Below are 26,550 nucleotides of genomic sequence, written 5' to 3' on the forward strand. Positions count from 1 at the left end.
TCCTAGTAAATTATAAAAACAAGGACTGGACTCAGATGAAAAATCAGATGAAATTATCAGCTTTGACAATGGCCATAACAATGGCAGCGCTAACATCGTCAACGCTACAAGCTGCAGAGCAGACAGCCGGTAAAGCTGAAGCAGATAAAGAGATGGAGAAAATTGCTGTAACGGGATCTCGTATTAAGCGTGCTGACTTCGAAGGTGTTGCGCCAGTTACCGTGATCACAGCAGATGACATCGCCAATAGCGGCCTATCTTCCATCGCTGAGGTTCTACAATCATCAGTTGCCAATAACGGCGGATCTCTTAACGGTGAAAGTGACGGTTTCACCGACAGCGCAAGCTCAGTTAACCTACGTGGTATGGGCGCCAACAGAACTTTAGTATTGATTAATGGACGTCGCCAGGCTTCATTCCCATCGGCTGCGGGTGGCACTTCAAACTTTGTTGATGTATCCGATATTCCAACCGCTGCAGTTGATCGCATTGAGATTCTTACAGGTGGTGCTTCTGCAATTTACGGCTCAGATGCGGTTGGTGGTGTGGTAAACATCATTCTTAAGAAGCAATATGACGGCGCAAAAGTCGAAGCAAAATATTCAGATACCACCCAGGGTGGTGGCGAGCAGTTTGACCTTTCTTATCTTCAGGGCATTAACACTGAAAACAGCCAAACCTTAATCATGCTCGAATACAAACAAGTCGGCGCTATACAGACCTATCAACGTGATGATCTTTACAACCCTGCATATTATGAAGATGGAGATACTCGCTGGGGAGCGGGGCCCTTTGGTGATGCATCGGCTTCTAGCTGGGCCTCATGGGTACAGGATTATAGTAAGGTCTATACCGATGATAAGTACAGCCCTTTGAATAAATCTCAGTGTACGGATCTGTTTGGTGATAAAGGCATCTACACCCCCGTAGGTAAATATGATTGTTATTACGATAAGTACGCCGACCGTGGTTTACAGTCTGAATACGACAGAATTAACTTAGTCGTTAACAGCACTTATGATCTCAATGATGATTGGCAGCTATACGGCATGCTCAATGCCTCTTACAAAGAATCAACTAAGTACAAAGATGAAAAAGGCTTTGGAACTTACATCTATGAAGATGAAGTCACAGGCGCCATAAGTTACGAAAAAGCTGACTTTGAAGATTACAACAAATTCCAGATGCGTCGACGTATGGAAGAATTTCCAGGTACTCGCACCTATGACACTCAAAATACTAAGGCATCATTAGCGTTTGGCGCTAATGGCATGATTGGCGATTATGAGCTAGACCTTTCCTGGTCAAGCAGCTACAACAAATATGAGAAGCAGAATCATCACATGGTTAGTGCCGATGCCCTATTGGGCATGGTGACGTTCGATCCTAACGATACCGATGCCTCTAAATGGTACCCAAATAACACGTTAACTTCTGAGCAAGCTGAAGCGCTAATGGGCGACTCAACTAAAGATTCAGATTCCAGCATGCACCAGTTTCAGGCCGTTTTTACCGGCGACTTGATGGAGCTAGATGCTGGTACAGTCGGCTTTGCCACCACTGCAGAGTGGGCACGTGAAAGTTATGAAGATACCTTAGATGAGACCACTATGAGTGGTGGTTTCATCGGCATGGGGGGCACGGGGGGTAAGGGCGATCGAGATCGCGTAGCCGTTGCCGGTGAACTACAAATCCCACTGCTTGCTAACATGACAGGGGTTAAATCATTAGACCTATCTGCAGCACTGCGCTATGACCAATATTTAGATGATTCAGATGTGGGCGGTGCAACCACTCCACAAGTAGGCCTTACCTATCGTCCAATCGATGAGATGATGCTACGTGCTAACTGGGGTAAGAGTTTCAGGGCACCTGATATGCACCGTCTTTATGCGGGACAAACACGTGGCTATAGCAGCATAGATATTCCACACCCAACGGATCCAAATGATATCTACGAAGATGATTACGTTTCGTATAACTCAGGAAACCTAAACCTTAAAGAAGAAGAAGGTGAGTACTGGAACTTAGGCCTAGTTGCAAACATTACAGATAATGCCGACCTGACTATAGATTGGTGGAACATTGAACTTGAAGGCGCTGTAAAAACCATTTCCAGCTACGATGTGGTAAATAACCCTTCCTATGACAAAACAGGTCAATACAACGACTGCACAGAGATGTCAGAAGTGGGTTACCTGAATGAGTTTGATGATGACGGCATCGAAAATATAAAGTGTATGCGTAAGGGACCGATCAACAGTGCCTATGAAGCATCGGAAGGTATCGATGCGAGCTTCAACTACCAGTTCCCAGAAACTGCCGCAGGTGAGTTTAAACTTAAGCTGGCGACCTCTTACCTACTCAAGAAAGAGTATCAAGAGAAACTGGGGGATGTTATTGAGGAGCAGACTGAGACAGATTACTTCCCGAAGTGGAAAGGTAATGCCAGCCTGAGTTGGAACTATGAAGATTTCCGAGCAACCATCACCTACTACTACACAGGTGAAGCTGTCGGTACCGATCTGTTCGAGTACACAGACGCAAATGGCGATGACATAGAGTCAATTGAGACTGATACCTTAGATGCATATCAGACAATAAACATCACAATATCTTACTCAGCACCATGGGAAGGTAAATTCACCGCGGGGGTTAAAAACCTAACCGATGAGATGCCGCCACTTTATGACGCCCGTAACGACAAGCATAACGATTGGCCATTCTATGAAGATGATAACAGCAGTTACTCTTCAAAGGGTCGTAGCCTATTCCTCGGTTACTCACAAAAGTTCTAGCCCCTAGAACTAACAAATAAATAGCGTCCGTATTGGGCGCTATTCTTGCCTATTACAATCCTCTTTTATCAGGAGATAAGAATGTCTCGTATCCCCGTCTTTATGTTTGCCCTGATAGCTTTTTGTAGTCATATCAGCAAAGCCGATGAATACCAGGTGCCAAGCCAAGCCCTACAGGATGTCGTTAACCAAAATAAGAAAGTAAGCACTCGCTTATCAGGTAACAATCAATGGTTAGCGGTTTTATCACCCAAGAGTCATATAGAGATCCAAACCTTAGCCAAAGCAGAATTAAAGCTAGCAGGCCTTAGGTTATCTCCAGAGCAACTGCTCCCCAGCCGAATTAAGTCACAATACATAAGTATAGAATTAATTGACCTCACAACAGTGAGTCCATCCAAACCACCTAAAAAACGCAGTATCCTGTTAGCGACCACTAACATTGTAAAAGTTAATTTCTCTCCCGATAGCCGTTTCATTAGCTATATCGGTATATCAGAGCAAGGTGCTCACCTATATGTTTACGATATAGAAAAGCAAATTACCCAAAAATTAACTAAAACCAGACTCAATGCGAGCTTAGGCCTTAAGTATCAGTGGTTACATAACAGTCTGGGGGTGCTAACCAATATAGCATCTGTGAATAATGACTCTACAGAAACGCTAAATGAGCTTGGTCCTAACATCAGCAAAACCAGTAGCCAAAAAGCGCCTCGACGTACCTATCAAGACCTTCTTAAAAATACTCAGGATGATGAAAATTTTACCCTACTGACTCAAAGCCAATTAACCTTACTCTCCCTCAATGGCGATATAAACTTGATTGGCCCACCTGACATCAATATCGGCTACCAGCTATCCCCCAGTGATGAATATATTCTAGTTAGACGTATCTCCCCACCATTTTCTCATATGGTGAAATACTATGATTTTGCCCAATCAGTTGAGCTATTTGATATCGCAGGAAACCAGCTTAAAACACTGGCACAACTAGAAAGTAGCGAATTCAGACCGTCGGGAAGTGACTCGGTCAGAAAAGGACCACGCCAGATACACTGGCGCTCAGATAAACCCGATACTATTGCCTTCGTAAAAGCCTTAGATAAAGGTGATGCTAATGTGAAAGTACAAAACAGAGATCAGCTGTTACAAATATCAGCCCCCTTTAATGGGGAAGCTAAAGGTTTATTAAAAACACCTTGGCGAATAAAAAAAGTTCAATGGGGAGAAAAAGCCCTTGGCATGATCACCGAAAAGAACTCAAGCAAGAAACAGATACGAGTCAGCTTCTTCGATTCAAACCAAGCTTCAGAGCTTAAGCTTTGGTATCAAAAAGCCCTGCGTGATACTTATTCAGATCCAGGAAAAGTCCTTTCACAGCGCGGCGAGATTAATGGTAAAGCCTACGGGAAACTGATCTCAATAAAAGATGACACCCTACTTCACTATGGTTTAGGCGCATCAGCTCAAGGCTACCAACCTTTCCTAAAGTCGCTACCGATTAATTTAACCTCAGAACCCAAATTAACATTCTCATCTGAGACACTGTGGAAGTCCTCAGTCAATAAACTTGAAACAGTTCGATACGTGCTCAACAGAGCCCCGCTTAAACTCATTATCAATCGACAAACTAGTGAGAATCCATCACATCTAGTCTTGATTGACGCTGAAACTAAAACCGAAAAAATTTTATATCAAGCAGCTAGAGATCTGTCGCAATATGCAGGAATGAGCCGACAACTAGTCACGTATAAACGCGCCGATGGCCTGCCCCTATCTGGCAACCTCTATCTTCCCGCTGGTTATAAAAAAGAAGACGGACCTCTGCCGGTACTGATGTGGGCTTATCCAAGAGAGTTCAAAAACTCAAAAGTAGCAGGCCAAGTTAATTTTTCACCGAATCAATACAGCTACATAAGCCCGAAAGGCCCCATCCCCTTCGTTGCCAAAGGCTTCGCAGTATTTGACCGGGTTGCCATGCCGATCATAGGCACTGGCAAGGAGAAGCCGAACGACAGTTTCAGGGCTCAGCTTATTGATAACGCGGCTGCAGCCATCGACACTCTAGTCCATATGGGGATCGCCGATAGAAAGCGAATAGCCATAGGTGGTCATTCCTATGGTGCATTTATGGTGGTTAACCTACTAGCCCATTCAGACCTTTTCGCAGCAGGCATAGCCAGAAGTGGCGCCTATAACCGCAGCTTAACGCCATTTGGCTTCCAAAATGAAAAAAGAAACTTCTGGGAAGCCCCAAGCCTATATCAGCAGATATCTCCGTTTACCCATGCCGATAAAATTGATGAGCCACTACTCATCATGCATGGAGAAATGGACTCCAACTCAGGCACCTACCCAATGCAATCAACCAGATTGTTTAAAGCCATTAGAGGCTTAGGCGGTAACGCTAGACTCGTGACTTTCCCTTATGAGAGCCATAGCTATAAAGCTAAGGAGTCTATCTTACATATGCTGTGGGAGCAGGAGATGTGGCTGGATGAGCATGTAAGCCATAAGACCAATGCACCAGATACGGCAGTAAGCTTTCATTAATTTTTGGCTTAACCGCCCAGAGAAACCTTAAGCATACAGCGTCGAAAGGTGCTGTTTGTTAAATTAAGCAGCGACCCTCATTGAGATGATAAACGCCGAACGATTCAGGCTAAATCAATAAGGCTTTAGTCATATTTTAAATTTGCAACACTCCAAATCACACAAAATTCAGAGGGTAACATTAAGGAAACTGTGATCTGAATCCATTTACGCTTTAATGTGAATCGTTTGATACTACATAAACTGTAAACACAAAAAATTTCACTGTCTCATTCATTTAGCAAAGCGTAGAGTAGAGTTGAACTCATTTTGCTCTACTCTTGTTAGCCGATCTTTTGGCTAAAAGTACGTCTAATGTGGCTAAAAGGCTTTAGCTAACAAAGAGTATGAGCGGTAAAACAAAAGGAACTGTTAATGAACATGTCTCAAAAAATGGCTGCCGAATTCATCGGTACTCTTTGGCTCGTACTCGGTGGTTGTGGTAGTGCGGTAATAGCTGCCGCCTTTCCCGAAGTCGGCATTGGGCTATTAGGCGTCTCATTTGCCTTCGGACTCACTGTGCTAACCATGGCGTTCGCCATAGGCCACATCTCAGGTTGTCACCTTAATCCAGCTGTTTCATTCGGACTCTGGGCTGGCGGACGTTTCCCGGCAAAAGATTTAGCCCCTTACATTGTCGCTCAAGTTGCTGGTGGTATCGCCGGTGCGGGAATTTTATTCCTTATCGCATCAGGTAATGCCGACTTTAGCTTAATCGATGGCTTCGCATCTAATGGATACGGCGAGCACTCACCAGGTGGTTACTCCATGACTTCAGCCTTAGTAACAGAAGTCGTTATGACCCTGTTCTTCCTATTGATCATTTTAGGAGCAACCGATGCCAGAGCGCCACAAGGCTTCGCCCCGATTGCCATAGGACTGGGTTTAACTCTCATTCACTTGATCAGTATTCCTGTCACAAACACTTCTGTGAACCCTGCCCGTAGTACTGGACCCGCACTATTTGTCGGTGACTGGGCGATATCTCAGCTCTGGCTGTTCTGGGTAGCCCCAATCGCAGGTGCAATCATAGCTGGCTTTATCTACAAATTCTTTAACGCAAAAGAGAGTTAGTAACTGCTTTATATCGATAAATATTGTACCGACAGAGAGTCTACTCTCTCGGTACAATATTTATATTCTCCCCCTTTTCTTTCCAAAATAAAAAAGCCTCAAAATACTGCCAACGAAATGGTATGATCCGCTCAATTCCGTTATCGCTAACACTTTGGCGCTAACACGTTCAAGCTATTTAAAACGAGAGATACCATGAGTAAAAGTGCCAAAGATGCAAGCCAGATGACTCCAGAAGCTCGCTACGACTATTTTGTTGAGCAAGTAAAGTCTGAAGAAATATTATGGACCCTTCAAGATGATGATGGCTGCGTAATGCTAACCACTGAAGAGGAAGACTGTATTCCTATGTGGCCTAGCGAGGAGGCTGCGAAGTCATGGGCTGTCGATGATTGGGATAACTGCATCCCACTCGCAATCCCGGTATCTGAATGGTTGGAACGCTGGGTTCCGGGCATGCAGGATGATGATCTATTTGTTGCAGTATTCCCTGTGCAGGAAGACCTTGGTGTCGTTATTCCTCCCTTTGAATTAGAGCAGCGTCTAACACCGAAGCAACGTCACTAATTTAGGCCTTGCTTACAGGAGATTCAGCTTGGAAAAGAAAACCTCGGATCCTTCAATCGATAATCGCAATGATTTAGGTGAAGCCACGAATCGTGAGAATGAGAACGGTGAAGCTCTCCAAACACAAACCAATTCAGCTGCAATTCCTGTAGTAAATCAACCTCTGCCTAAAAGGCTTGCGGCCTTATGCGCTTTCTTCACGATCGCCTCAATTAGCGGCCTCATCGCAAATCAGGGCGAGTTATTTTGTATACTAACCATAATCATGGTGATTGCGATACTTGGCCGTCAGCGTACTGCCATGTATTTCTTACAAGGTTATACGGCACTTCAACTTGCTCTCGTCAGTATGTTACCAGTCTATCTTTATGATCCAGATAACTTGCTGGTCGGAAATCCATCGACATTTAAGATCGGTGACTTGCAAACGAAAGTGCCGGATTTCGTCATCTTCGGCATTATTATCGTACTTGCAATCATTCAAGTCTGGGTAGCCTTTACTCCTAAGGTAAAGGCCTACTTCAATACCAAGATAAATATGAATATAATGAGTTAAGGTGCTAGGTGCTAAAGACAACAAAAAAAGCCAGTTGCAATGCAACTGGCTTTTTCATAAATGCTTTAATTCAGCTTTAATCGAGAGCTTATACTGAGAAGCTAGCTCCACAACCGCAGGTTGTCGTCGCATTAGGATTCTTCACGAAGAAGCGTGAACCTTCAAGACCTGAGGTGTAATCGACTTCACCACCAACCAGATACTGTAAGCTCATAGGATCGACGACTAACTGGACTCCCTGCTTCTCGACGGTAAAGTCACCTTCGTTAACTTTCTCATCGAAAGTGAAGCCGTACTGAAAACCAGAACATCCGCCACCAGTGACGTAGACACGTAGCTTCAATGCATCGTTTTCCTCTTCATCCAATAACGTTTTTACCTTTGAGGCAGCCGCATCGGTAAATTGAATAGGCAAAGCATCTTCAGCTTCTGTCACTTGTTCAGCAGTTTGTTCAGTCATGAGTACCTCTAGATCTAATTACTGTGCGGGATTATCTAATACCTGACCAATTTGTTCAAGTATTAAGCCCATCGCATTTCGTTTCTGTGATCTAATAATAACACTGGCTCAGTCGATCACTGAACTGGTTTCTCGATTTTATCCGGTTCAATATTACTAGCATCGGGAAGTAACTCAAGGGCAGAGAACTCCATTTCAGCCTGAGAACCTTTAGCCCAACGGCTCGAGGGCACTATGACTTTAGCTAGAATTCTGGACAACTTAAAGCTCTCCGGTAAAGTGATCTCAGCCTCTAATACCTGAAAATATCTAAACTGGAAGTTCAAACTCTTATCGCCTGTTAGTTTAGCCAAACTAAGTTCAACGACTTTACCGTCTTGAACCCCGACAAAAGTAAATTCGGCTCTCCCCTTAAGAGACTGCTTACGTTTTTGTAGCTGCGTCAGGATAAGCTTGAGTCGATACTGGCTTGGCAATAGACTTGGAGTAAACTCTAGACCATTTATGGCTACGCCATCGGCAATGCTCTCAGGTGCCATAATACTGCGGTAGAATGCCAGTTCCCTATGTAAGTCTTTCTCTTTGCTGTGTTGCTCTACGAACAAGTCCTGCATTTTCTCATTAGTTTCTCTAGACAATGCCAGCTCAAGATTTTTGGCCGCTAAAGTTTGAGCCTGAATATTCAGTTGCTTATTCAATTTACTTAGCTGTTCTGTGTTATTCTCTGGGACGGGTCGATTATGGTCAGACCATAAGCTATAAGTGAGTCCACCCAAGGCAAAGGCAACCAATACCACTAACAGTAAATAAACACTCGATGGCCGAATTTTTCGCTCTAACACTTGAATACGATCGAGCCAACGCTGATAATTTGCCATTCAATAACAACCTCTTTATATAACTAGTGTGTAAAATAATCTCACCTCCAAAATGATGGTAGGCAATGGAAAATCAGGAAGGATCCGGTGCAAAACAGAATTAAAAATATCTACACGCGATGCCAGATGTACCTGAGAACAGAGCTGCAAGACAAGTTATCCCAAGCTAAACTCAGTCTGCAACTGTGTATGTTATCCCTGTTATTTGCCTTAATCGCATCAGGCGTGATTATTCTGTTTCGACTACTTCTACTCTGGTTGAATAACTATACCCAAACCAGCGAACTCGATTTTACTGAGATAGTGGACGACTGGCGAGTGCTTTTACCTATATTAGGCGCACTTTTAATCTGGCTAGTGGCTCGAATGGGGTCAAAACGCTATAAGCGTATGGGCATAGCCTATGTACTCCACCGGGTGAAGCTTCATTATGGCAAGGTCCCACTGCAATCGGCCCCCGGTCAATTTTTTCAGGCCTTATTTGCTCTTGCCACTAACTTTTCAGTAGGTCGGGAAGGTCCAGCCATACATCTTGGAGCTGTCAGTGCCAGCGTCATGGCAGAAAAGTTTAACCTACCCGATAACAGTGTCCGTATCATGTGTTCAGGCGGTATTGCCGCAGGAATAGCGGCAACTTTCAACGCACCTTTGGCCGGCGTATTTTTCGTATTTGAAGTCATATTACGAGAGTATAAACTGCACTACTTCTTCCCAATCATGATATCTGCCATCTGCGGCGCGGTATCTAGCCAACTAGTTTTCGGTAATATCCATGAATATGAACAAATTGGAGTCATTCGTATTCCATTGTCTCAATACCCTATCTTGGCCATCACGGGCATTATCATAGGGTGTGTTGCCGCGCTGTTTAACTACTCCCTCTTAAAAGTCACTGCTAAGGGACAAAACTGGCCCTTGATCTATCGCCTGCTCTTAGCAGGTATCGCCACCACTCTTGTCGGTGTCTTTTTACCTGAAGCCTTAGGCAGTGGCGATCTAGCCATCGAGCGGGCAATCAGTGAACACCCAGGATTACTGTTTCTTATAGCACTGTTCATCGGAAAAATCATTGCTACCATAGCGGCTCTCGGACTGGGCATTCCTGGTGGCATCATAGGCCCGTTATTTGGTATTGGCGCTCTACTTGGTGCCATACTGGCCATCATCAGTGCCGCACTTTTCCCCTCTATAGCGCCCTATATCGGCCTCTATACCATCATAGGTATGACAGCCATGATGGGGGTCTGTCTTGGTGCACCTCTGGCGGCGCTCATTGCACTACTGGAATTAACCAACAATGCCTCGATGATCTTGCCTGCCATGTTTGTCAGTATCCCGGCTTTCTTGATCGCCCATCAAGGGTTTAACTCTAAATCCTTGCTCTATAAACAGCTTGAGATAATGGGCCTTGATTACAAGGTATCGCCAGTCAAACAAGGCTTGATGAAAACCGGCGTTCGCGCCTTGATGGATAGACGCCTAGTTATCGTTAAAGATAATGAGGAATTATTACTAGAAGTATTAAAGCGTGCAGAGGGGCGCTCTGTCCTTGTAAGAGACAACTTAGGTGATATTCAGATGTTACAGCTTGAACTACAAGCTGCTGATGACGCCAGCACATTGACCCGTCACCCTATCCAGGGACTCCCGGATACCGCAACCCTCAATGAAGTCTACCAAATACTTTCCCGTGAACGCCGAGGCGAGGTCTATATCTACCAAGATAACCAAAACAATGTCATCGGCGTGATAAGCTGGGCCGTGCTTCAGAAAGAGATAAACTCTGGACAGGTGTAATTAACCTCTCACCACGCCTATTTACGAAAGCTAGCAAGATAAACATCAGGAAATATTTTCAACCCGAGAGTGATTCATTCGTAATTTTTTACAATCTGACTTAAGTTTAAATCTTCAACCATCAATTGCTTTCCCCAAATTGACTCATAATAAGAGTAAATAAACCTGAGATAGCATGACTTGAAACCAGCAGATAGAAACTTCCTCCAACGGCTTGCCCTCGACTGTATTAGGTGTATATCCCTTTACTGTTTGTTGTTCTTTGCCTGCTTCACTCTCAATCGAGTCCATGCTGAGGCGCTTCAACCTACCTCCCCAGTCATAGAGATATGCACAATCGACATTTTACCCTATGGTATTAAGACCAAAATCAATACAAGTTCATCTGAATACCTCACCAGCGGGATCTATTTCGATATTGCCAACATGCTGGCTGAAGAGTCAGGCTATCTGCCTCACAATGAAGTATATCCCTATGCCAGGATAATGCTTGAGCTTAAATCAGGACAAACAGACATGACCATCATGTTCAAATACAAAGAGCTTGAACAGTATGTGACTTACATAGCACCGCTACCGAGTTTAAAAAATGTAGTGATTGGTCTCAAGGGCACAAACTTTACTTCCCTAGAAAGCCTCAAAGGCAAAAAACTCGCCTATCTAAGGGGAGCAAAGTTTAGCGATGACATAGACAGAGACCCGGATATTATTCGCTTTAAGACATTTGATTTTGTTCAAGCCGTAAAAATGTTGATAGTAGGGCATGTCGATGCTGTAATTGGCCCAATGGATCCAATTCTGAGTGCAGCACTTCAGCTTAATAAAGATATAAACCTCTTCGGTGAACCTTTTATTGTTTCAGAAAGGACACCTTGGGTGCAGATTTCCAATAAGAGTTTAGGGAAAGTATCAGTCATCAAATTAAAGTCTCAATTTGAACAGATAATCGCAAAAGGCGAACTCACCAAACTACGTCAGAAATACTTAGGCAAGGCTCGTTGAAGTCTAACAAGTTTCCTCTCGTGATTTTTCCAGAGACTTCTCCTGTCGTTTCGATTTGACTCTTAAATTGAGTAACTCGACGATGACAGAGAAACCCATGGCAAAATAGATATATCCCTTGGGAATATGCAAGCCGAGCCCTTCAGCCAGCAAGGTGAAACCAATCAAGGTTAAAAACGTTAAAGCCAGCATCTTGACTGTTGGATGTCGCTCCACAAAATCTCCGACGCTTTTGGCCGCAAACATCATCACACCAACGGCAAGCACAATCGCCAATATCATCACTTCCACATTATCGGCCATGCCTACAGCTGTTATCACCGAATCCAATGAAAACACCAGATCGAGAATGGCAATCTGAATTAAGACAAACAGAAAGCTACTGTTCTTAGGTTCTGAGGCAACTTCGTCCTGCTCCTCAAAACAGGCATGTATCTCCGAGGTGCTCTTATAAATAAGAAACAATCCCCCAAAGAATAAGATCATATCCCTACCTGTGACTGAATGATCCATCACAGTAAAGAAAGGTTGGGTTAACTTCATCACCCAAGCGATGCTAAGTAGCAATAATATCCGGGTGAGCATCGCCAGCCCCAGACCCAGCACACGGCCTCGTTCTCTCTGATGCTCAGGCAGACGAGCGACCAAGATGGAAATAAAGATAACATTATCGATACCGAGGACGATTTCCAAGGCTGTCAGCGTCAATAACGCCAGCCAAACATTGGGATCTAACAAGAGTTCCATATAAGACACCTAAGCATAAGACACCTAAATACACCAAGTGTCACCAGTCTATGAGTCTGTTTATGAATTGGAAATTAACGCCAGATGTAACTTTATTTATTAACGTAAGAATTCCACGAGTCCGGATAATAGCTAAGGTATAGTCAACTCTAGGAGTGAACATTGTCTCCTTTACTCTATTTTTTAGGAACGCCTATACATGCTGGACTCTTTTACACATGTGCTTACCGCCTTATGGCATCAAGACTTTGCCATACTGCAGAACCCAGACAGTGCCATCATGATCTACTTGTGCATAGTGATGCTGATCTGGCTAGAGAGCGCCTTTTTACCTGCGGCTCCCCTGCCCTGTGACAGTGTGGTGATATTATCCGGTAGCCTGGCCGCTGCAGGCATAATCAGCTTACCCTTAACTTGGCTATTGCTGGTTATCGCCGCAGCCACTGGTAGTTCCGTCGCCTTTATGCAAGGACGTTGGCTGCATAAACTGCCTAAAATACAGGGCTGGATCAGTGCTGTCCCCAGTGAGCAACTGCAAACCGTAGATAAACTACTGACTCGTCATGGACTATTGGCACTATTCAGCGCTCGCTTTATTCCCGTGGTACGCTCGCTTTTACCCTTGATGATGGGATTACGCATGAAAGAATCAGCCCACTTTCAATACTATACTTGGATGAGTGCCTGCGTTTGGAGCGGTTTATTACTGGGTCTTGGCTACTCAATGTCGCTATTACCTGAAAACATATCAAAAATGATCACTATGGGACTGATTATAGCGCCAGTAATCACCCTTGGAGTGGCCATCGCAGGTTTCTTAACCAAGTATTTTCTGAAGAAAACAAGACACGTATAATTATCCATCTCCTCAGGCCTCTGCGCCTGTAGTTCAAAGATATAAAAAGGCTGAATCAGCTCGTAACTCAGCCTCTCCCTCCAAAACCACAAAAGCATAAGCCACTGTTTAAAATCGACTTTCATGGTTTTTTATAACTTTTTACATGCCATTTCTTACTTTTAACAGTAACTTCGCGACTTACAGTAAAGTGCTGCAAATAACTTTGATTTCAATCAAGCAAAACTGATTTCTTGTGCAAGTTTGTAAAGTAAATAATCCCAGCTTCTATGTATCGGTTTGCGTTTAATTTCCAAACCTGTATGTCAAAGTTTAGGAAAATGATGGGTGTGAATATGAGTAATAAACAACAAAGAATAAAGCAGCTTAGCTACTCACTTCTATTGCCATGTATCTTAAGCAGCTCTGTAGTGATAGCAGATCCTGACGCGAGACTCTTGGCTATGTGCCAAGCCTGTCATGGCAGCGATGGCAGTAACGAGTTTAGCTCGATCCCAAACCTCAAATGGCAGAACCAGCAATATATGGTGCAGCAATTACAGCAATTTAAAAGTGGCCAGCGCCAAGACAAAACAATGACCAAGGTGGCAATACTGCTTTCAACTGAGCAGATGGAATCTATGGCAAGCTATTTCAGTAAGGGTGAGGAAAAATAATAATGACTATTGATAGACGTAAATTTTTAAAAGGCGCAGTCGCAACTTCTGTCACTGCAATGCTGCCACTAAACTGGGCGTTTGCTCAAAATCGACCTGCAGGTATGGTACCTCTCGATGTTTCTGCCGTTACCTGGAAAAATGTCGATGATCTACCAAAGCATTTTAAAATACTTAACAGCAGTCCGCTGAATGCTTTTCCACCAGAACACCTACTTGCCCCAGCCAAAACCCCGGCCGATATTGCCTTTATCCGCTGGAATGGTCTGATGCCTGACTTTGACAGTATCGATGCAGATACCTGGGAGTTTACTGTAGATGGCGAGTCTATTGAGACACCTAAGACCTACACAATAGCCGAGCTAAAAAAGAAATTTAAAACCCATACTCAGCAGCTAGTTCTTGAGTGTGGTGGTAATAGCCGTGAAAACTTCTACCCCAATGCAAAAGGCAACCAGTGGAGCAATACGGCGGTTTTCTGCGCCGAGTGGACAGGGGTCTTAGTCAAAGATGTATTGGCCGATTGCGGTGTTAAGACTAATGCAGTCTACACAGCACATTATGGCGCGGATAAGCATATCAGTGGCAAAGGTGCAGCGATTTCCCGTGGTGTGCCAATTGAAGCCGCCATGAGTGAAAATGCCATGATAGCCTGGGGCATGAATGGCGAAGATATTCCATTTATGCACGGTTATCCGCTACGCATCGTCTTCGGTGGACGACCAGGTTCCGTGTCACAAAAATGTGCCGTAGGCATGGGGGTGCGCGACCGTGTTCACGACGGTAAAAAAATGGGGGCCCCAGCCTACCAAGTACCAAAAAATCCAGTAGCACCTGGCGAGAAGGTCGATAATAAAGACTTTAGGATCATCGAAGAGATGATAGTGAAATCCCTTATCACTGCGCCTCAAACTGGTGATGAACTGATCTTAGGAAAATCATTAGAAGTCAGTGGCCATGCCTGGGCTGGCACTCGTGATGTGGCTAAGGTCGAGGTCAGTTATGATTATGGAACAACTTGGCAAACCGCTTCACTGACTAAACCTGTGAACCCTATGGCTTGGCAGCAATGGAAAATAAACCTAAAACTGCCCCAAACAGGTTATTACGAGATCTGGGCCCGTGCTACCGATACTAAAGGTGATACCCAGCCCATGGTTCAACCTCAGTGGAACCCTAAGGGTTATCTATTTAATGGCTGCCATAGAGTCGCTATAAGGGTCGTATAATGAAGAAACGACTCATAGCAGCCAGCCTAGCAATCACCGGGATGATGTTTCCGGTCACAGCTGCCGAAGAATATCCGGTCGATGAGGTAACAGGCTTGATCATGGCACCGGGTTGGGAAATAGTAAAAGCTCAGTGTAATGCCTGTCATACCAGCCATATTATTCCTCAAAACCCAGGAAACCGAGAGGTGTGGCGAGATACCATTCAATGGATGATAGATACTCAAGGTTTATGGGATCTCAATGATACTTGGAAACCAGTATTGGATTATCTGTCCACTTATTATGATGAGAAAGCCATCGATATGCGCATCTTCAGGCGTAAACCTTTAGCTGAATCTCAGATGCCTCCGATGCCATCTAAGCTGGAGCACTAATGCTATGACAATGATGAAAAGTTCAATATTGCTATTAGCAGGTCTCTTGCTCAGTGGTGCGGCTTTAGCTAATACCCCACAAGACAATGATGCATTCAATGCCACCTTGGCTGTTTCAGGGCTCAAACTTGATACCGAAGTACTTGCACATGAAGCAGATTTTAGCAGGGGAGAAGCATTAGCAAACCAGCGCTGTATCGCTTGTCATGGAGAAACTATGTTAAAAATAATGCCTACATATCCGAGTTTGAAGGGACAAAAATCTGCTTACCTGTTTAAACAGCTTATGGAGTTTAAACGCGGTGTTCGTAATAACCCTCTGATGCAAGCCCAAGCGGGCATGCTGTCTGAAACAGAGATGAAAGATGTGGCTTATTATTATTCACAACAATCACCAGTCATCATAAAGTAATACGGGTAAAGTAAATTAGCTTAACTTAAGAAGTAAGAAGTTAGATTAACGGTATCTATCCACAAGCCGCCGTAAGTCTTCAGCCTGCCCAGCCTAAGTTGGGCAGTTTTTTTAGTCCAAACTCCTTTTAGAACACGCCCCAGACAGAAACGAACCTCTGTGTACGTATAGAAATGTCAACTTCACACTCGTTTCCCCCAAAGGAAACCTCTATGCCTGACTATGTGATCAGTGATCATTGAAATTGCCGGTCATAAGATCACAATAACAGATCAACTTGAAGGCAATTTAGATCGAACTGATATACTCTATCTGACACGAATTCAAGAAGAGCGTTTTCCTTCACGGGAAGAAGCGAACAAGTATCGTGGTAAGTTCCGTCTTAACCACAATATTTACACTCAGCGTTGATTCGCAGCAGGAAAAATATGAGTGTCCAGTAAATTGGTATTCACGAAAAGCCGAATTTTAATCAGGCCACTGACTTTAAGGATTGATAATGACCCGTTCCGACACACTTTTTGAACAGGCAAAGAAAACCATACCAGGTGGTGTTAACTCACCAGTACGTGCTTTCAATGGCGTAGGTGGTTCACCACGTTTTATCGAAAAAGCCGATGGGGCATACATCTATGATGCCGACGGTAACGCTTACATAGATTATGTAGGTTCTTGGGGCCCGATGATCTTAGGTCATAACCACCCAAAAATTCGTCAAGCGGTATTAGCTGCTGTCGAGAATGGCCTATCTTTCGGTGCCCCGACTGAACTTGAAGTCACCATGGCTGAGAAAGTCATCGAGATGGTTCCATCTATGGAACAGGTTCGCATGGTGAGCTCAGGTACTGAAGCAACTATGAGCGCGATTCGTCTTGCACGTGGTTTCACCAACCGCGATAAGATCCTGAAGTTTGAAGGCTGTTACCACGGCCACGCCGACTGCTTACTGGTTAAAGCGGGATCTGGTGCTCTGACTCTGGGTCAGCCAAGCTCTCCGGGGATCCCTGAAGATTTCGCCAAGCACACGCTGACAGCGACATACAATGAGCTCGAGTCAGTTAGAACATTGTTCGAGCAATACCCAAAAGAGATCTCTTGCATCATACTCGAGCCTGTTGCCGGTAACATGAACTGTATTCCGCCGATAGAAGGCTTCCTAGAAGGCTTACGTACTATCTGTGATGAGTACGATGCCCTGCTTATTATCGATGAAGTAATGACAGGTTTCCGTGTCTCTAAGAGCGGGGCTCAGGGTCATTATGGCATTACACCTGATTTAACAACCCTTGGTAAAGTGATCGGTGGCGGTATGCCAGTTGGCGCATTCGGCGGTCGTAAAGATGTGATGCAGTTTATCGCACCTACTGGCCCGGTATATCAGGCGGGTACCCTATCCGGTAACCCTATCGCCATGTCGGCAGGTCTTGCTCAATTAGACGCACTATGTGAAGACGGTGTCTACGAAGAACTAGCGGCTAAGACTAAGCGTATAGCTGAAGGCTTCAAGGCTGCGGCTAACAAGCACGGCATCCCTATGTCCATCAATTACGTTGGTGGCATGTTTGGTTTATTCTTCACTGAAGAAGAAAAAGTCACGACGTTTGCTCAGGTAACTCAGTGTGATGCAGACAAGTTCCCTATCTTCTATCATGGCATGTTGGATGAAGGTGTTTACTTAGCACCTAGCGCTTATGAAGCAGGCTTCTTGTCGATGGCTCACAGTGAGAAAGAGATCGAAGCAACTCTAGCAGCAGCCGATCGAGTGTTTGCTAAGATGGCTAAGTAAACTAGCTAACTTAAACGAATACAGAAGGGACGCTTTAAGCGTCCTTTTTATTGCCTGTCCTATGTGGGCAGAAGCCAGCTTCCCCTATCTATAACCCACAGTGAGAAAGAGAGCGAAGCAACTCTAGCAGCAGCCGATCGAGTGTTTGCTAAGATGGCTAAGTAAACTAGCTAACTTAAACGAATACAGAAGGGACGCTTTAAGCGTCCTTTTTATTGCCTGTTCTATGTGGGCAGAAGCCAGCTTCCCCTATCTATAACCCACAGTGAGAAAGAGATCGAAGCAACTCTAGCAGCAGCCGATCGAGTGTTTGCTAAGATGGCTAAGTAAACTAGCTAACTTAAACGAATACAGAAGGGACGCTTTAAGCGTCCTTTTTATTGCCTGTCCTATGTGGGCAGAAGCCAGCTTCCCCTATCTATAACCCACAGTGAGAAAGAGAGCGAAGCAACTCTAGCAGCAGCCGATCGAGTGTTTGCTAAGATGGCTAAGTAAACTAGCTAACTTAAACGAATACAGAAGGGATGCTTTAAGCTAACTCTTCTGTGGCTTTCTAGCCGAGTCTAATGAGTAATACTAAGGTAAGAGGTACTGGGTACCTCAGAAACTAAAAACTATCTCGGTTTCTCTTTGAGCCCCAAGTCGAACGTAGGATAAGCAAGGCAATAACACCTTGGATCAGGAGTAAGCTATTATCCATAGCAATCGAAGGGTTGTGTACCACACCCAATTTTAGCAACTCTTTGGCACAAACAATTAACCAAACTAAGGAGCCTAACAACAACACGGCTCGAAATATAAACTTCATACGCCCCCCCAAAAAAACACCTCATGCTAGATCTTATCTGCATTCGAGATTAAAGCCTAAAATGCTAAACCTAGTCACTATAATGAGCACAATATACTGTTTAATTATTGAGCGGTCAATTATTTGACCCCGTCATAAAAATGACGAGCGCATTAATTTTTAAGTTAACTCTATTGGATATTAAATCCGTAGCCATAAGTCGTTGCACCTAAAAGTTTTTTATTGGTTACAAACTAAATCTAGTGATGAAAAACATTTCACAGCCTTCCCACCTTTATCAAACATGCGTATCAGATGAACAGGATTTAATAAATTAAAAACCAGAGCGAAATTTCAGCTTAACGAGCGCTATTCAGGCTTTAAAAGCCTAAATAAGATGATCCTCAGCACAGAAATACCGAAAAACAGACCCAGTTAACACTTGTATTATTAACATCTGTGTGGCCTAATCCGCCCGATTAACACACGAAGCTTAATTAAACCTTGATTCTAGATGTTGCTTGCCCAAACCAGGCAACAATAAATCTTCTGTAGGAACTGATGTATGCTCAACATATTCCTGATCTCCCTCGCTGTTTTAGCCCTATTAAGTATCATTTTCGAAGAGGTCACACACCTCAATAAAACCAAGACCACCCTATTCTTTGGATGTATCTCATGGGTTGTACTGTTTATCTCTGCTGGTGATGCTGGCCATGAGAAACTCATCGAAGCTGAACTAAATGAAAACCTACTTGAGATAGCAAGCCTCTGGCTGTTCCTCATGTCCACCATGACATTCGTGGCTTATCTCAACGCGAAAGGCATGATCCAGATTCTGGTACACAAGCTTTTCCCCCAACGAGTATCAGTTCGTTTACTCATGATACAAGTCGCTTTCTTCTCTCTGGTACTATCCGCTATTTGTGACAATGTCACGGCGACTCTGGTCTCGCTCGGCTTGTTGACGACCTTTAAACTCGATAGTCAGGTACGCCGACGCATGGCGGTGCTAATTATCTTCGCCGTAAACTCGGGTGGGGTCTCCTTGATAACAGGTGATGTCACCACCTTGATGATATTTCTCGGTGGCCACGTACAAATGTCCGAACTCATGATGCTCTTTATACCTGCATCTGTCAGTGTGATGTTATTAGCCGTACTCTTCTCCCTCAAGGCTGAAGGCCATGTCAGCACCACACCAATAAAGCGGGATTTTCAAAAAGTTGATGCGGTTATTGCCATCATCTTCTTCTCAACCATAGTGGCAACTATGGCACTGAATGTCTTGTTTGGTATCCCACCAGTGCTAACCTTCCTAACAGGTTTATCCATTATGTTCCTTGTTGGTCACACCTCGCGCACTAATAAAGAAGAGCTGCAGATCCTCGAATATATCAGGCAAGTTGAATACGATACCTTACTCTTCTTCCTTGGGATCTTACTGCTTGTAGGCATGCTTAAAGAGATTGGCACCTTAGACCTGCTCACTCAAGTCTACGCTCAATTTGATCCAAACATCTCTAACTTCGTGGCAGGTATGGGATCTGCATTACTCGATAATGTGCCGCTCACCGCCGCATTATTAAAAGCCGATCCGCTACTCAATACCCCTGAATGGCTAGGGTTAACCTACTCGGTAGGCGTGGGTGGCTCATTACTCGTCATAGGATCCGCTTCGGGCATCATAGCCATGAGTAAGGTTAAAGAACTCACATTTGTCAGTTATCTGAAGTACGTACCAGCACTCTTGCTCTGTTACAGCGTAGGTTACGGTTTAACTCTGTTACTATCATATAAATTGTTTGGCTAAGCTAGCTTAGCTGAAAAGATAAAAAGAGGGCGCCAATTGGCGCCCTCTTTTTTGTTTCAACTATCTGAATAATATTAACTTGGTTCCTAGTTGCCTAGATTCTATATCGCTGGTACTTTAAACTTAGTGCCTTGTATCGCTAACACCACATCTCTTGGCCTTATCTCAACAATATCTAACTTACCACCTATGCTGTCACCTTCTTGCAGCTCTGCACCATCAACATTGAGCCAACGATTATCAGGGTCGGTAGAATACACATGCGCATTGATATTAAATTCCGGTACCTGCAATTGGAGCCCTGCGGGTAGCTGACCATATTTAGGCAAGGTATCAGACTTTGTGGCTGGAATAGGATCGAGTTCAAGTGCAGTCATGGGCGACGCAAGAGACTTTTCTACTTCAACCGCATTTAACGCAGCCTCAAAAGCCGCTAATAAATTATTTTCATCTTGATAGTTTTTCGGCGTAGCAGAAGTAGTTTCTAATCCGACCTCAGATGCAGCTTGATTAACTTCTAGCTTTAGCGCCGCAAGCATATCTTGCCCCTTCTGATTGGGATGTGCCCCCAGTATGATCGGCTCACTCGCTGAACTATTACTTGAAGCATTAGCTGAACTATTTTTTAGAGCTGTAGTTGAGGCTTCTGTTGAATGAATCGTAGTTTCAAGATATCCACTGGGCTCAATATATTGTGAAGAGCTAATCCTATTATCAACATATCCATTTGATTCTGTATGCTGTGATTTAACTCTATTATCGACATAGCGTTCGGCTATAGGGCGCTCTGTCGCCACAGGTAAGGCCACCTTTCCGGCAAGCCTAACACTCTGTTCACTTTTTAATGAGATGTCTTGAGAAGATGTGGCTGGCGTTACTTGTAGCTCTTGCTGAGGTACGGGTGTCAGTTTTAGCTCGGATAATTGTCTAGAATCATTCATAAGATAACCTCGGCCTAACCAGGCTATGATGACCAGGAGCAAGAGAATTAATACACCAAAGAGGATAGTTAAGTTTCTCTGGCTGTTACCAGAGAAATTATCATATTGAGCCCTAGGGGTTAATACGGGATCTATGCATGTATCCAGCTCTTGGTTCTTCGCCCGTGTCACAGCATCGAGTAAAATGGACATTAATAGTTCCTTCTCGCTTCGACTAATCTCGGCCCTTCCGCACTAAGGTAAAGGTTAAGCTGCACTAATGTCTGACTCCCGGCAATAGCATCGGCTCTCAAGCCGTGTTCACGTTGGAAGCGCATCAACTTATCTTCTAATTTGGCATCGAAACCATCAACTAATCTTGGTGCCCTGTGATCTATTTTAGCTAAACTATTTTCAAGCCATTGAATCTGCTCTGAGTTTGAACCTTGCCCTATCTCTCTTGGTTGGCTAACCGGAGCTTTCCACAAAATCTCGAAGGTACCGCTAAAGTGTCGCGTAAACCAATCTCTGTCGACCCAAAGTTGCTGCTCATTGAGTTGTAGCAACAGCTGTTCACCATGGCGTGAAACAACGGTGCCGTAAAAGGCCTCTTGTTGACTATCAATAAGATAAACGACAGCGGGAAAGTTGAGGCGAGTTAACGAGTTCCAATTCCCCTGCTGCTGGAAACAAGAAAGTCCCTGTTGCTCTGCCGATTGGCAAGCAGACAGTCCAATATATGGCACTCGGTCCCAGAGCCCTAAAATGCTGGCATAGGCGGTATCTATGTCTCTGCTTTGTGCAATCGCACCATTGAGTACTCTTTGACTGGAATTGGAAACCTGTGTCTTATTTTCTTGCTGCGAGGATTGTGGAACCTGACTGCTGCTCACTGAACCTGCTACTGAACTTTCAGTTGCACTCGCTGCAGAGTTATCTGGTTCAAGGCTGTTATTGCCCCATAAGATAACCCCTATGACGCAGCTAAGCGCCAGTACCGACCCTGCTGCAATAGGTAAGAAATAACTTCGCTGTTTGATATCTTGTCCCAGCACTTCGGCTGCTGCCGAGCGCACCATCTTCTGGTCGATAGGCACTTTAGACTGGGCATACCCAGCCATTAAAGCGCGCTCACAGAGCAAGTTTATCAGCCTTGGGATCCCGCCACTGTACTTATGTAGCGCCTTGATCGACCTTAGGTTAAACAGGGGCTCATGCCGTCCAGCGACCTTAAGTCTGTGCTGTACATAAAGACCCACCTCTTCGAGCGTAAGCGGAAGTAGGTGATAACGAGCGGTAATTCTCTGAGCGAGCTGACGAAGCTCTTGCCTTCTCAATAACTGTTGTAACTCAGGTTGGCCGATTAAGATAACCTGCAAGAGTTTCTTGGTGTCAGTTTCCAGATTGGTCAACAAACGTAGCTGCTCAAGTACTTCAGCCCTAAGATGCTGGGCCTCATCTATGATAAGGACTGTATTTCTGCCCTTCTCATGATTAGCCAACAGGAACTGGCTCAGAAGATCCGTTAGCTGCTTCAGGCTAGGATCTTTGTCATACACAATGCTGAGCTCATCACAAAGAGTGGCCAATAGCTCCTGCTCTGTCAGTGATGGATTTAAGATAAAGGCAGTATCAGTATTTTCAGGAAGTTGATTAAGCAGACAGCGGGACACTGTAGTCTTACCTGTGCCAACTTCACCGGTTAACAGCACAAAGCCACCTGTTTCCCCTAACCCATAGGTCAAATGAGCCAAAGCTTCGCGATGCCTATCACTGAGAAATAAATAATGGGGATTAGGTGCGATAGAGAAAGGGTTATCGCTTAAACCAAAAAACGCCTTGTACATACTGAAATCAATCCTTAACCAGTCACATATCGGTTATAAAATACAAAAAACAGTTCAAACTAAAGCTAACCGCTCACCTTGTCAAAAAATGCTTAACAAAAAACAATAAAAGTCCGTAAATAAAGCCCCGGAGAGACGCTGCAGCAGATAACATCTTATAAGTATTAGGAAGCAAATGCGTGTTAAGATTTACTCCATCTGATCCATACATGAAAACTGTGATTTAAATTGTGAAAATTTACCTCGTTGGCGGCGCAGTCCGCGATAGCTTACTCGAGCTCCCTATCAAAGATAGGGATTATATGGTCGTAGGTGCAACACAAGAGCAGATGTTAGCCAAGGGGTTTCGCCAAGTAGGCAAGGATTTCCCGGTATTTTTACATCCAGATAGCCAGCAAGAATACGCCTTGGCCAGAACGGAAAAAAAAACGGGTTCAGGTTACGGGGGCTTCAGCTGTCATGCCAGCCCTGATGTGACGCTAGAGCAAGACTTACTACGACGGGATCTCACCATCAATGCCATTGCCCAAGATGATGATGGTAAATTATATGACCCCTATGGCGGCGTGAACGACCTAAATAACAAGGTGCTGAGACATGTCTCTGATGCCTTTATCGAAGACCCATTACGTGTGCTTAGAGTCGCCAGGTTCGCCGCAAGGTTCCATACCCAAGGCTTCACAATTGCCGGTGAAACACTCACTATGATGACTAACATAAGTCAAAGTGGTGAATTAGAAGCCCTTACTGCCGAAAGGGTATTTCAGGAACTCAACAAGGCCCTGAGTACAGATAATCCTCACATCTTTATCGATATACTCGAGCAATGCGGGGCTCTAGAAGTGCTCTTTCCCGAGATACATGCTCTGTTTGGTGTGCCTCAACCAATTAAGTGGCACCCTGAGCTCGACACTGGCATACATACCCTCATGGTGCTCGAGCAAGCCGCTAAGCTCACGAAAGATAACTCGGTGCGATTTGCTGCCCTAGTGCACGATTTAGGCAAAGCCCTGAGCCCCAAGGAACACTTACCGAAACATCATGGTCACGGACAGAAAGGTTTAGCACCAATCAAGGCCCTGTGCACGCGGATAAAGGTCCCTAACGACTATCGGGATTTAGCCCTGCTAGTCAGTGACCTTCATCAAAACATTCACAATATCGATCAGTTACGTCCCGAGACACTGATCAAGCTCTTCGATAAGGCCGACCTGTGGCGTAAACCTCAACGTCTTGAGCAAATAGCACTAGCCTGTGAAGCCGATGCCAGAGGCAGACTCGGGTTAGAAGATGAAGCTTACCCTCAAGCTAGCTACTTTAAGCAAGCCTTCGAAGCGGCGAATTCTGTTGCGGTAAAACCTATTATCGATGCCGGTTTTAAGGGCGCAGAGATAAAGCTGCAATTACAGAAAAAGCGTATCGAAATTGTCTCAGAAGTGAAAGGGAACTTTAACAAAAGTGCTGCAGAATAGGCTTCTCTGAAGAAGATTTTGTCACTAAATTGTTAGAACATCATACTAAGCGCTCATAAATCAGGCGTTCAACTTGCATTTAACAGTAAATTAGTTAAGGTATTCAGGCCTTAGGTGAAAATTCGTAGCAATATACATCAGCTATGACATAATCTATTGGCTGCAGTTGTATGGTACAACTGCTTCATATCTATCCAACCTATTTAAAGGGATTTCCCAATGAACAAAAAAGTACTGATGATTGCTGGTGTAGCAATGACTGCCCTACTAGGTGGCTGTGCAAACACTACTGCTCTAGAAGAAAGCATTTCTAACCTAGGTAACAAGGTTGATCAACTATCTTCTGAAGTTAGCTCTCTGAAGTCTGAGCAAGGTGCTCTTTCTGCAGACGTTAAAGATGCAAAATCGGCTGCTATGGATGCACAAGCTGAAGCTAAGCGCGCTAACGATCGCATCGACAACGTTGCTTCTTCTTACAAGAAGTAATTTGTCTGTATCGGCAACACATATGTGTTGCCGATATGTTCTCCCCCTTTCTAAGCTAAATCTCCCTACACAAGTTCAAGTAGCTGTAAGCTGTAAGCTGTAAGCACCAGTAAAACTGAACATCAGTAAGATGAAGTTCATTCACCTACTTCTTATCACTTAAAACTTATCACTTTTATCCCTCAGCTTATTAGTTTCTATAAATCGTACCCACAAAAAAAGCGCCCACTGGGGACGCCTCTTCACACTGACCTGCTCATGTTAATACCAATCGATGTAATTGGCCTTCCTAGTCACTAGCAACACCTAGCTCTAACCTAGTACCTTCTGTAAAATCTAGTACCTTCAAACACCATCTCTAAAGCGTTATATTCACTGGCAGACCATTCTGAGTCATTAGTGCATCGTTAGCCTTGAAACTGTCTATATCGTCCTGGCTAATGAACTTGACGATGTTAGCACTCATGCTCACGACTTTCTCTTGCTGCATCTCTAACTCAGATTTAGACAGGGCAGAATGTACCTCTATGATATGGCGACCATCGGGCTCGGTAGAGATCTTAACCGTTTGATTAATCACCCGAACAGGATCGCCGTATTTAGTCTGATTAAACAACCATTCGATATCATCTGGGTTGAGACGTACACAACCTGAGCTAACACGCATGCCGATACCAAAATCTTTGTTAGTACCATGGATCAGGTAGCTGCCATCACCATAAGAAAGCTGCATTGCGTAATTACCCAATGGGTTATCCGGTCCTGCTTGCACTATGGCAGGAAGCACTTCACCACGCTCCAGGTGATCTTTGCGAATACTTGCCGGAGGCGTCCAACTTGGGTTAGGAATTCTGGCCTTAATCTTAGTGACCATTTCAGGAGTTTCACGACCTATACGGCCAATCCCAACGGGAAAGACATGAACTTGCTTACCGTTCTTAGGAAAATAGTAGAGCCTCAATTCCGGTAAATTAAGCACGATTCCTTTTCTTGGCACATCCGGTAGCAACATTTGAGTCGGGATTATGAGTTTAATCCCTGGAGTCGGTAAAAATGGGTCCACACCAGGATTTGACTCCATCAATTCCAAAATACCAACATTATACTGTTTGGAAATCGTCTGAAAAAAGTCCCCCTTCTGTACCACATGCTCCTGAAGTTCACCAATGAGACGACTGCCCTTTTCTGGCAGATCATAAACGTTGGCCATACTGATGGCTGGAATTACACTTAAGATGAACAACAGCAATATTCTCATCATAGGTATCTCTATTTCCTTTTTATTCTCTACTATCGAATCTGACGACTGCTAATACCAATCAATATAAATACCAGCAGATAACTCAAACACAAATATTCAGCTTAAATATTAACCTCAGTCGTCACTAAATCCTAGCCCTATCGAATACAAAGCGAGGATAAAATAAAACCATTCAGC

Annotated in this window: 23 protein-coding genes and 1 pseudogene; 17 read left to right on the plus strand and 7 right to left on the minus strand. The window is 44.3% G+C overall.

The features are described 5' to 3' along the window. Positions 1 to 35: 35 nt before the first annotated feature. The 5 genes from sps_RS12380 (at position 36) to sps_RS12400 (ending at position 7,587) form a co-directional block, all read left to right on the plus strand. Entirely contained in the window at positions 36 to 2,798 is a 2,763-nt protein-coding gene (locus sps_RS12380; RefSeq protein ID WP_077752813.1) for a TonB-dependent receptor plug domain-containing protein, read from the plus strand. 81 nt (positions 2,799 to 2,879) lie between these two features. Further along, positions 2,880 to 5,351, plus strand: coding sequence for an alpha/beta hydrolase family protein (locus sps_RS12385; protein ID WP_077752814.1), 2,472 nt, complete (start codon positions 2,880 to 2,882; stop codon positions 5,349 to 5,351). A gap of 414 nt (positions 5,352 to 5,765) precedes the next feature. Then, a complete protein-coding gene (gene aqpZ, locus sps_RS12390) occupies positions 5,766 to 6,464 on the plus strand; it encodes an aquaporin Z (RefSeq protein ID WP_077752815.1) in 699 nt (232 codons plus the stop codon). A 195-nt stretch (positions 6,465 to 6,659) separates the two neighbouring features. Beyond that, on the plus strand, positions 6,660 to 7,031 hold the full coding sequence (locus sps_RS12395) for a DUF2750 domain-containing protein (protein ID WP_077752816.1): 372 nt from the start codon (positions 6,660 to 6,662) through the stop codon (positions 7,029 to 7,031). A gap of 142 nt (positions 7,032 to 7,173) precedes the next feature. Then, positions 7,174 to 7,587 (plus strand): hypothetical protein, encoded by a 414-nt coding sequence (locus sps_RS12400; protein WP_077755664.1) that lies wholly within the window; start codon positions 7,174 to 7,176, stop codon positions 7,585 to 7,587. Positions 7,588 to 7,675: 88 nt separating this feature from the next. On the opposite strand, the gene erpA is transcribed toward sps_RS12400, so the two are convergent. Together erpA and sps_RS12410 are read right to left on the minus strand one after the other, a co-directional pair. Then, the gene (gene erpA / locus sps_RS12405; protein ID WP_077752817.1) at positions 7,676 to 8,047 is read right to left on the minus strand and encodes an iron-sulfur cluster insertion protein ErpA; all 372 of its coding nucleotides are present in this window, start codon (positions 8,045 to 8,047) and stop codon (positions 7,676 to 7,678) included. A gap of 116 nt (positions 8,048 to 8,163) precedes the next feature. Further along, positions 8,164 to 8,925, minus strand: a complete 762-nt coding sequence (locus sps_RS12410; protein WP_077752818.1) for a DUF6776 family protein — start codon at positions 8,923 to 8,925, stop codon at positions 8,164 to 8,166. Positions 8,926 to 9,051: 126 nt separating this feature from the next. On the opposite strand from sps_RS12410, the gene sps_RS12415 reads away from it, so the two are divergent. Together sps_RS12415 and sps_RS12420 are read left to right on the plus strand one after the other, a co-directional pair. Then, the gene (locus sps_RS12415) at positions 9,052 to 10,722 is read left to right on the plus strand and encodes a chloride channel protein (protein ID WP_077752819.1); all 1,671 of its coding nucleotides are present in this window, start codon (positions 9,052 to 9,054) and stop codon (positions 10,720 to 10,722) included. Positions 10,723 to 10,902: 180 nt separating this feature from the next. Further along, complete coding sequence (locus tag sps_RS12420; RefSeq protein ID WP_237158067.1) at positions 10,903 to 11,724, plus strand: substrate-binding periplasmic protein; 822 nt, start codon at positions 10,903 to 10,905, stop codon at positions 11,722 to 11,724. A 3-nt stretch (positions 11,725 to 11,727) separates the two neighbouring features. Here sps_RS12420 and sps_RS12425 read toward each other — a convergent pair whose 3' ends face one another. Continuing rightward, the gene (locus tag sps_RS12425) at positions 11,728 to 12,471 is read right to left on the minus strand and encodes a TerC family protein (RefSeq protein ID WP_077752820.1); all 744 of its coding nucleotides are present in this window, start codon (positions 12,469 to 12,471) and stop codon (positions 11,728 to 11,730) included. A gap of 199 nt (positions 12,472 to 12,670) precedes the next feature. Here sps_RS12425 and sps_RS12430 point away from each other — a divergent pair, with 199 nt between their 5' ends. The 7 genes and pseudogenes from sps_RS12430 (at position 12,671) to hemL (ending at position 17,787) form a co-directional block, all read left to right on the plus strand. After that, complete coding sequence (locus sps_RS12430) at positions 12,671 to 13,327, plus strand: DedA family protein (RefSeq protein ID WP_077752821.1); 657 nt, start codon at positions 12,671 to 12,673, stop codon at positions 13,325 to 13,327. Positions 13,328 to 13,662: 335 nt separating this feature from the next. Further along, positions 13,663 to 13,983: a c-type cytochrome gene (locus tag sps_RS12435; protein ID WP_179948399.1), complete on the plus strand. Its 321-nt coding sequence runs from the start codon at positions 13,663 to 13,665 to the stop codon at positions 13,981 to 13,983. A gap of 2 nt (positions 13,984 to 13,985) precedes the next feature. Next, entirely contained in the window at positions 13,986 to 15,212 is a 1,227-nt protein-coding gene (locus sps_RS12440) for a molybdopterin-dependent oxidoreductase (RefSeq protein ID WP_077752822.1), read from the plus strand. Further along, a complete protein-coding gene (locus tag sps_RS12445) occupies positions 15,212 to 15,589 on the plus strand; it encodes a cytochrome C (RefSeq protein WP_077752823.1) in 378 nt (125 codons plus the stop codon). The genes sps_RS12440 and sps_RS12445 overlap by 1 nt, the downstream gene beginning before the upstream one ends. Before the next feature lie 4 nt (positions 15,590 to 15,593). Next, positions 15,594 to 16,001 carry a c-type cytochrome gene (locus sps_RS12450; protein ID WP_077752824.1) on the plus strand — a complete coding sequence of 136 codons (408 nt, stop codon included), beginning with the start codon at positions 15,594 to 15,596 and terminating at the stop codon, positions 15,999 to 16,001. Between the two features lie 157 nt (positions 16,002 to 16,158). Then, positions 16,159 to 16,473, plus strand: a pseudogene (locus sps_RS12455) (aspartate carbamoyltransferase); the annotation flags it as partial. A 27-nt stretch (positions 16,474 to 16,500) separates the two neighbouring features. Then, positions 16,501 to 17,787, plus strand: a complete 1,287-nt coding sequence (hemL, locus tag sps_RS12460; protein ID WP_077752825.1) for a glutamate-1-semialdehyde 2,1-aminomutase — start codon at positions 16,501 to 16,503, stop codon at positions 17,785 to 17,787. Between the two features lie 607 nt (positions 17,788 to 18,394). Here hemL and sps_RS12465 read toward each other — a convergent pair. Next, positions 18,395 to 18,595, minus strand: coding sequence for a hypothetical protein (locus tag sps_RS12465; protein WP_077752826.1), 201 nt, complete (start codon positions 18,593 to 18,595; stop codon positions 18,395 to 18,397). Positions 18,596 to 19,139: 544 nt separating this feature from the next. On the opposite strand from sps_RS12465, the gene nhaD reads away from it, so the two are divergent. Then, positions 19,140 to 20,387 (plus strand): sodium:proton antiporter NhaD, encoded by a 1,248-nt coding sequence (gene nhaD, locus sps_RS12470; RefSeq protein ID WP_077752827.1) that lies wholly within the window; start codon positions 19,140 to 19,142, stop codon positions 20,385 to 20,387. A gap of 101 nt (positions 20,388 to 20,488) precedes the next feature. On the opposite strand, the gene sps_RS12475 is transcribed toward nhaD, so the two are convergent. Next, positions 20,489 to 21,520, minus strand: coding sequence for a general secretion pathway protein GspB (locus sps_RS12475; protein ID WP_077752828.1), 1,032 nt, complete (start codon positions 21,518 to 21,520; stop codon positions 20,489 to 20,491). After that, positions 21,520 to 23,154 (minus strand): ExeA family protein, encoded by a 1,635-nt coding sequence (locus sps_RS12480; RefSeq protein WP_077752829.1) that lies wholly within the window; start codon positions 23,152 to 23,154, stop codon positions 21,520 to 21,522. Before sps_RS12480 ends, sps_RS12475 begins: the two co-directional genes overlap by 1 nt. Positions 23,155 to 23,384: 230 nt before the next feature. Here sps_RS12480 and sps_RS12485 point away from each other — a divergent pair, with 230 nt between their 5' ends. Both sps_RS12485 and sps_RS12490 read left to right on the plus strand, forming a co-directional pair. After that, on the plus strand, positions 23,385 to 24,626 hold the full coding sequence (locus sps_RS12485) for a multifunctional CCA addition/repair protein (RefSeq protein ID WP_077752830.1): 1,242 nt from the start codon (positions 23,385 to 23,387) through the stop codon (positions 24,624 to 24,626). Positions 24,627 to 24,845: 219 nt separating this feature from the next. Then, positions 24,846 to 25,112 carry an Lpp/OprI family alanine-zipper lipoprotein gene (locus sps_RS12490; protein ID WP_077752831.1) on the plus strand — a complete coding sequence of 89 codons (267 nt, stop codon included), beginning with the start codon at positions 24,846 to 24,848 and terminating at the stop codon, positions 25,110 to 25,112. Positions 25,113 to 25,470: 358 nt separating this feature from the next. Here the strand turns inward: sps_RS12490 and sps_RS12495 are convergent, their stop codons facing one another. Next, complete coding sequence (locus tag sps_RS12495; protein ID WP_077752832.1) at positions 25,471 to 26,373, minus strand: L,D-transpeptidase family protein; 903 nt, start codon at positions 26,371 to 26,373, stop codon at positions 25,471 to 25,473. Between the last annotated feature and the right edge of the window lie 177 nt (positions 26,374 to 26,550).

The sequence above is a fragment of the Shewanella psychrophila genome, assembly GCF_002005305.1.
GTDB lineage: Bacteria > Pseudomonadota > Gammaproteobacteria > Enterobacterales > Shewanellaceae > Shewanella > Shewanella psychrophila.

Bases quoted from the DNA above. Each gene is read 5' to 3' on its own strand.
- sps_RS12385 (WP_077752814.1), top strand. From the start codon at position 2,880: ATGTCTCGTATCCCCGTCTTTATGTTTGCCCTGATAGCTTTTTGTAGT.
- sps_RS12425 (WP_077752820.1), bottom strand. From the start codon at position 12,471: ATGGAACTCTTGTTAGATCCCAATGTTTGGCTGGCGTTATTGACGCTG.
- aqpZ (WP_077752815.1), top strand. From the start codon at position 5,766: ATGAACATGTCTCAAAAAATGGCTGCCGAATTCATCGGTACTCTTTGG.
- erpA (WP_077752817.1), bottom strand. From the start codon at position 8,047: ATGACTGAACAAACTGCTGAACAAGTGACAGAAGCTGAAGATGCTTTG.
- sps_RS12490 (WP_077752831.1), top strand. From the start codon at position 24,846: ATGAACAAAAAAGTACTGATGATTGCTGGTGTAGCAATGACTGCCCTA.
- sps_RS12495 (WP_077752832.1), bottom strand. From the start codon at position 26,373: ATGATGAGAATATTGCTGTTGTTCATCTTAAGTGTAATTCCAGCCATC.
- hemL (WP_077752825.1), top strand. From the start codon at position 16,501: ATGACCCGTTCCGACACACTTTTTGAACAGGCAAAGAAAACCATACCA.
- sps_RS12450 (WP_077752824.1), top strand. From the start codon at position 15,594: ATGACAATGATGAAAAGTTCAATATTGCTATTAGCAGGTCTCTTGCTC.
- sps_RS12465 (WP_077752826.1), bottom strand. From the start codon at position 18,595: ATGAAGTTTATATTTCGAGCCGTGTTGTTGTTAGGCTCCTTAGTTTGG.
- sps_RS12430 (WP_077752821.1), top strand. From the start codon at position 12,671: ATGCTGGACTCTTTTACACATGTGCTTACCGCCTTATGGCATCAAGAC.
- sps_RS12435 (WP_179948399.1), top strand. From the start codon at position 13,663: ATGAGTAATAAACAACAAAGAATAAAGCAGCTTAGCTACTCACTTCTA.
- nhaD (WP_077752827.1), top strand. From the start codon at position 19,140: ATGCTCAACATATTCCTGATCTCCCTCGCTGTTTTAGCCCTATTAAGT.
- sps_RS12395 (WP_077752816.1), top strand. From the start codon at position 6,660: ATGAGTAAAAGTGCCAAAGATGCAAGCCAGATGACTCCAGAAGCTCGC.
- sps_RS12380 (WP_077752813.1), top strand. From the start codon at position 36: ATGAAAAATCAGATGAAATTATCAGCTTTGACAATGGCCATAACAATG.
- sps_RS12410 (WP_077752818.1), bottom strand. From the start codon at position 8,925: ATGGCAAATTATCAGCGTTGGCTCGATCGTATTCAAGTGTTAGAGCGA.
- sps_RS12475 (WP_077752828.1), bottom strand. From the start codon at position 21,520: ATGTCCATTTTACTCGATGCTGTGACACGGGCGAAGAACCAAGAGCTG.
- sps_RS12480 (WP_077752829.1), bottom strand. From the start codon at position 23,154: ATGTACAAGGCGTTTTTTGGTTTAAGCGATAACCCTTTCTCTATCGCA.
- sps_RS12415 (WP_077752819.1), top strand. From the start codon at position 9,052: ATGTACCTGAGAACAGAGCTGCAAGACAAGTTATCCCAAGCTAAACTC.
- sps_RS12445 (WP_077752823.1), top strand. From the start codon at position 15,212: ATGAAGAAACGACTCATAGCAGCCAGCCTAGCAATCACCGGGATGATG.
- sps_RS12440 (WP_077752822.1), top strand. From the start codon at position 13,986: ATGACTATTGATAGACGTAAATTTTTAAAAGGCGCAGTCGCAACTTCT.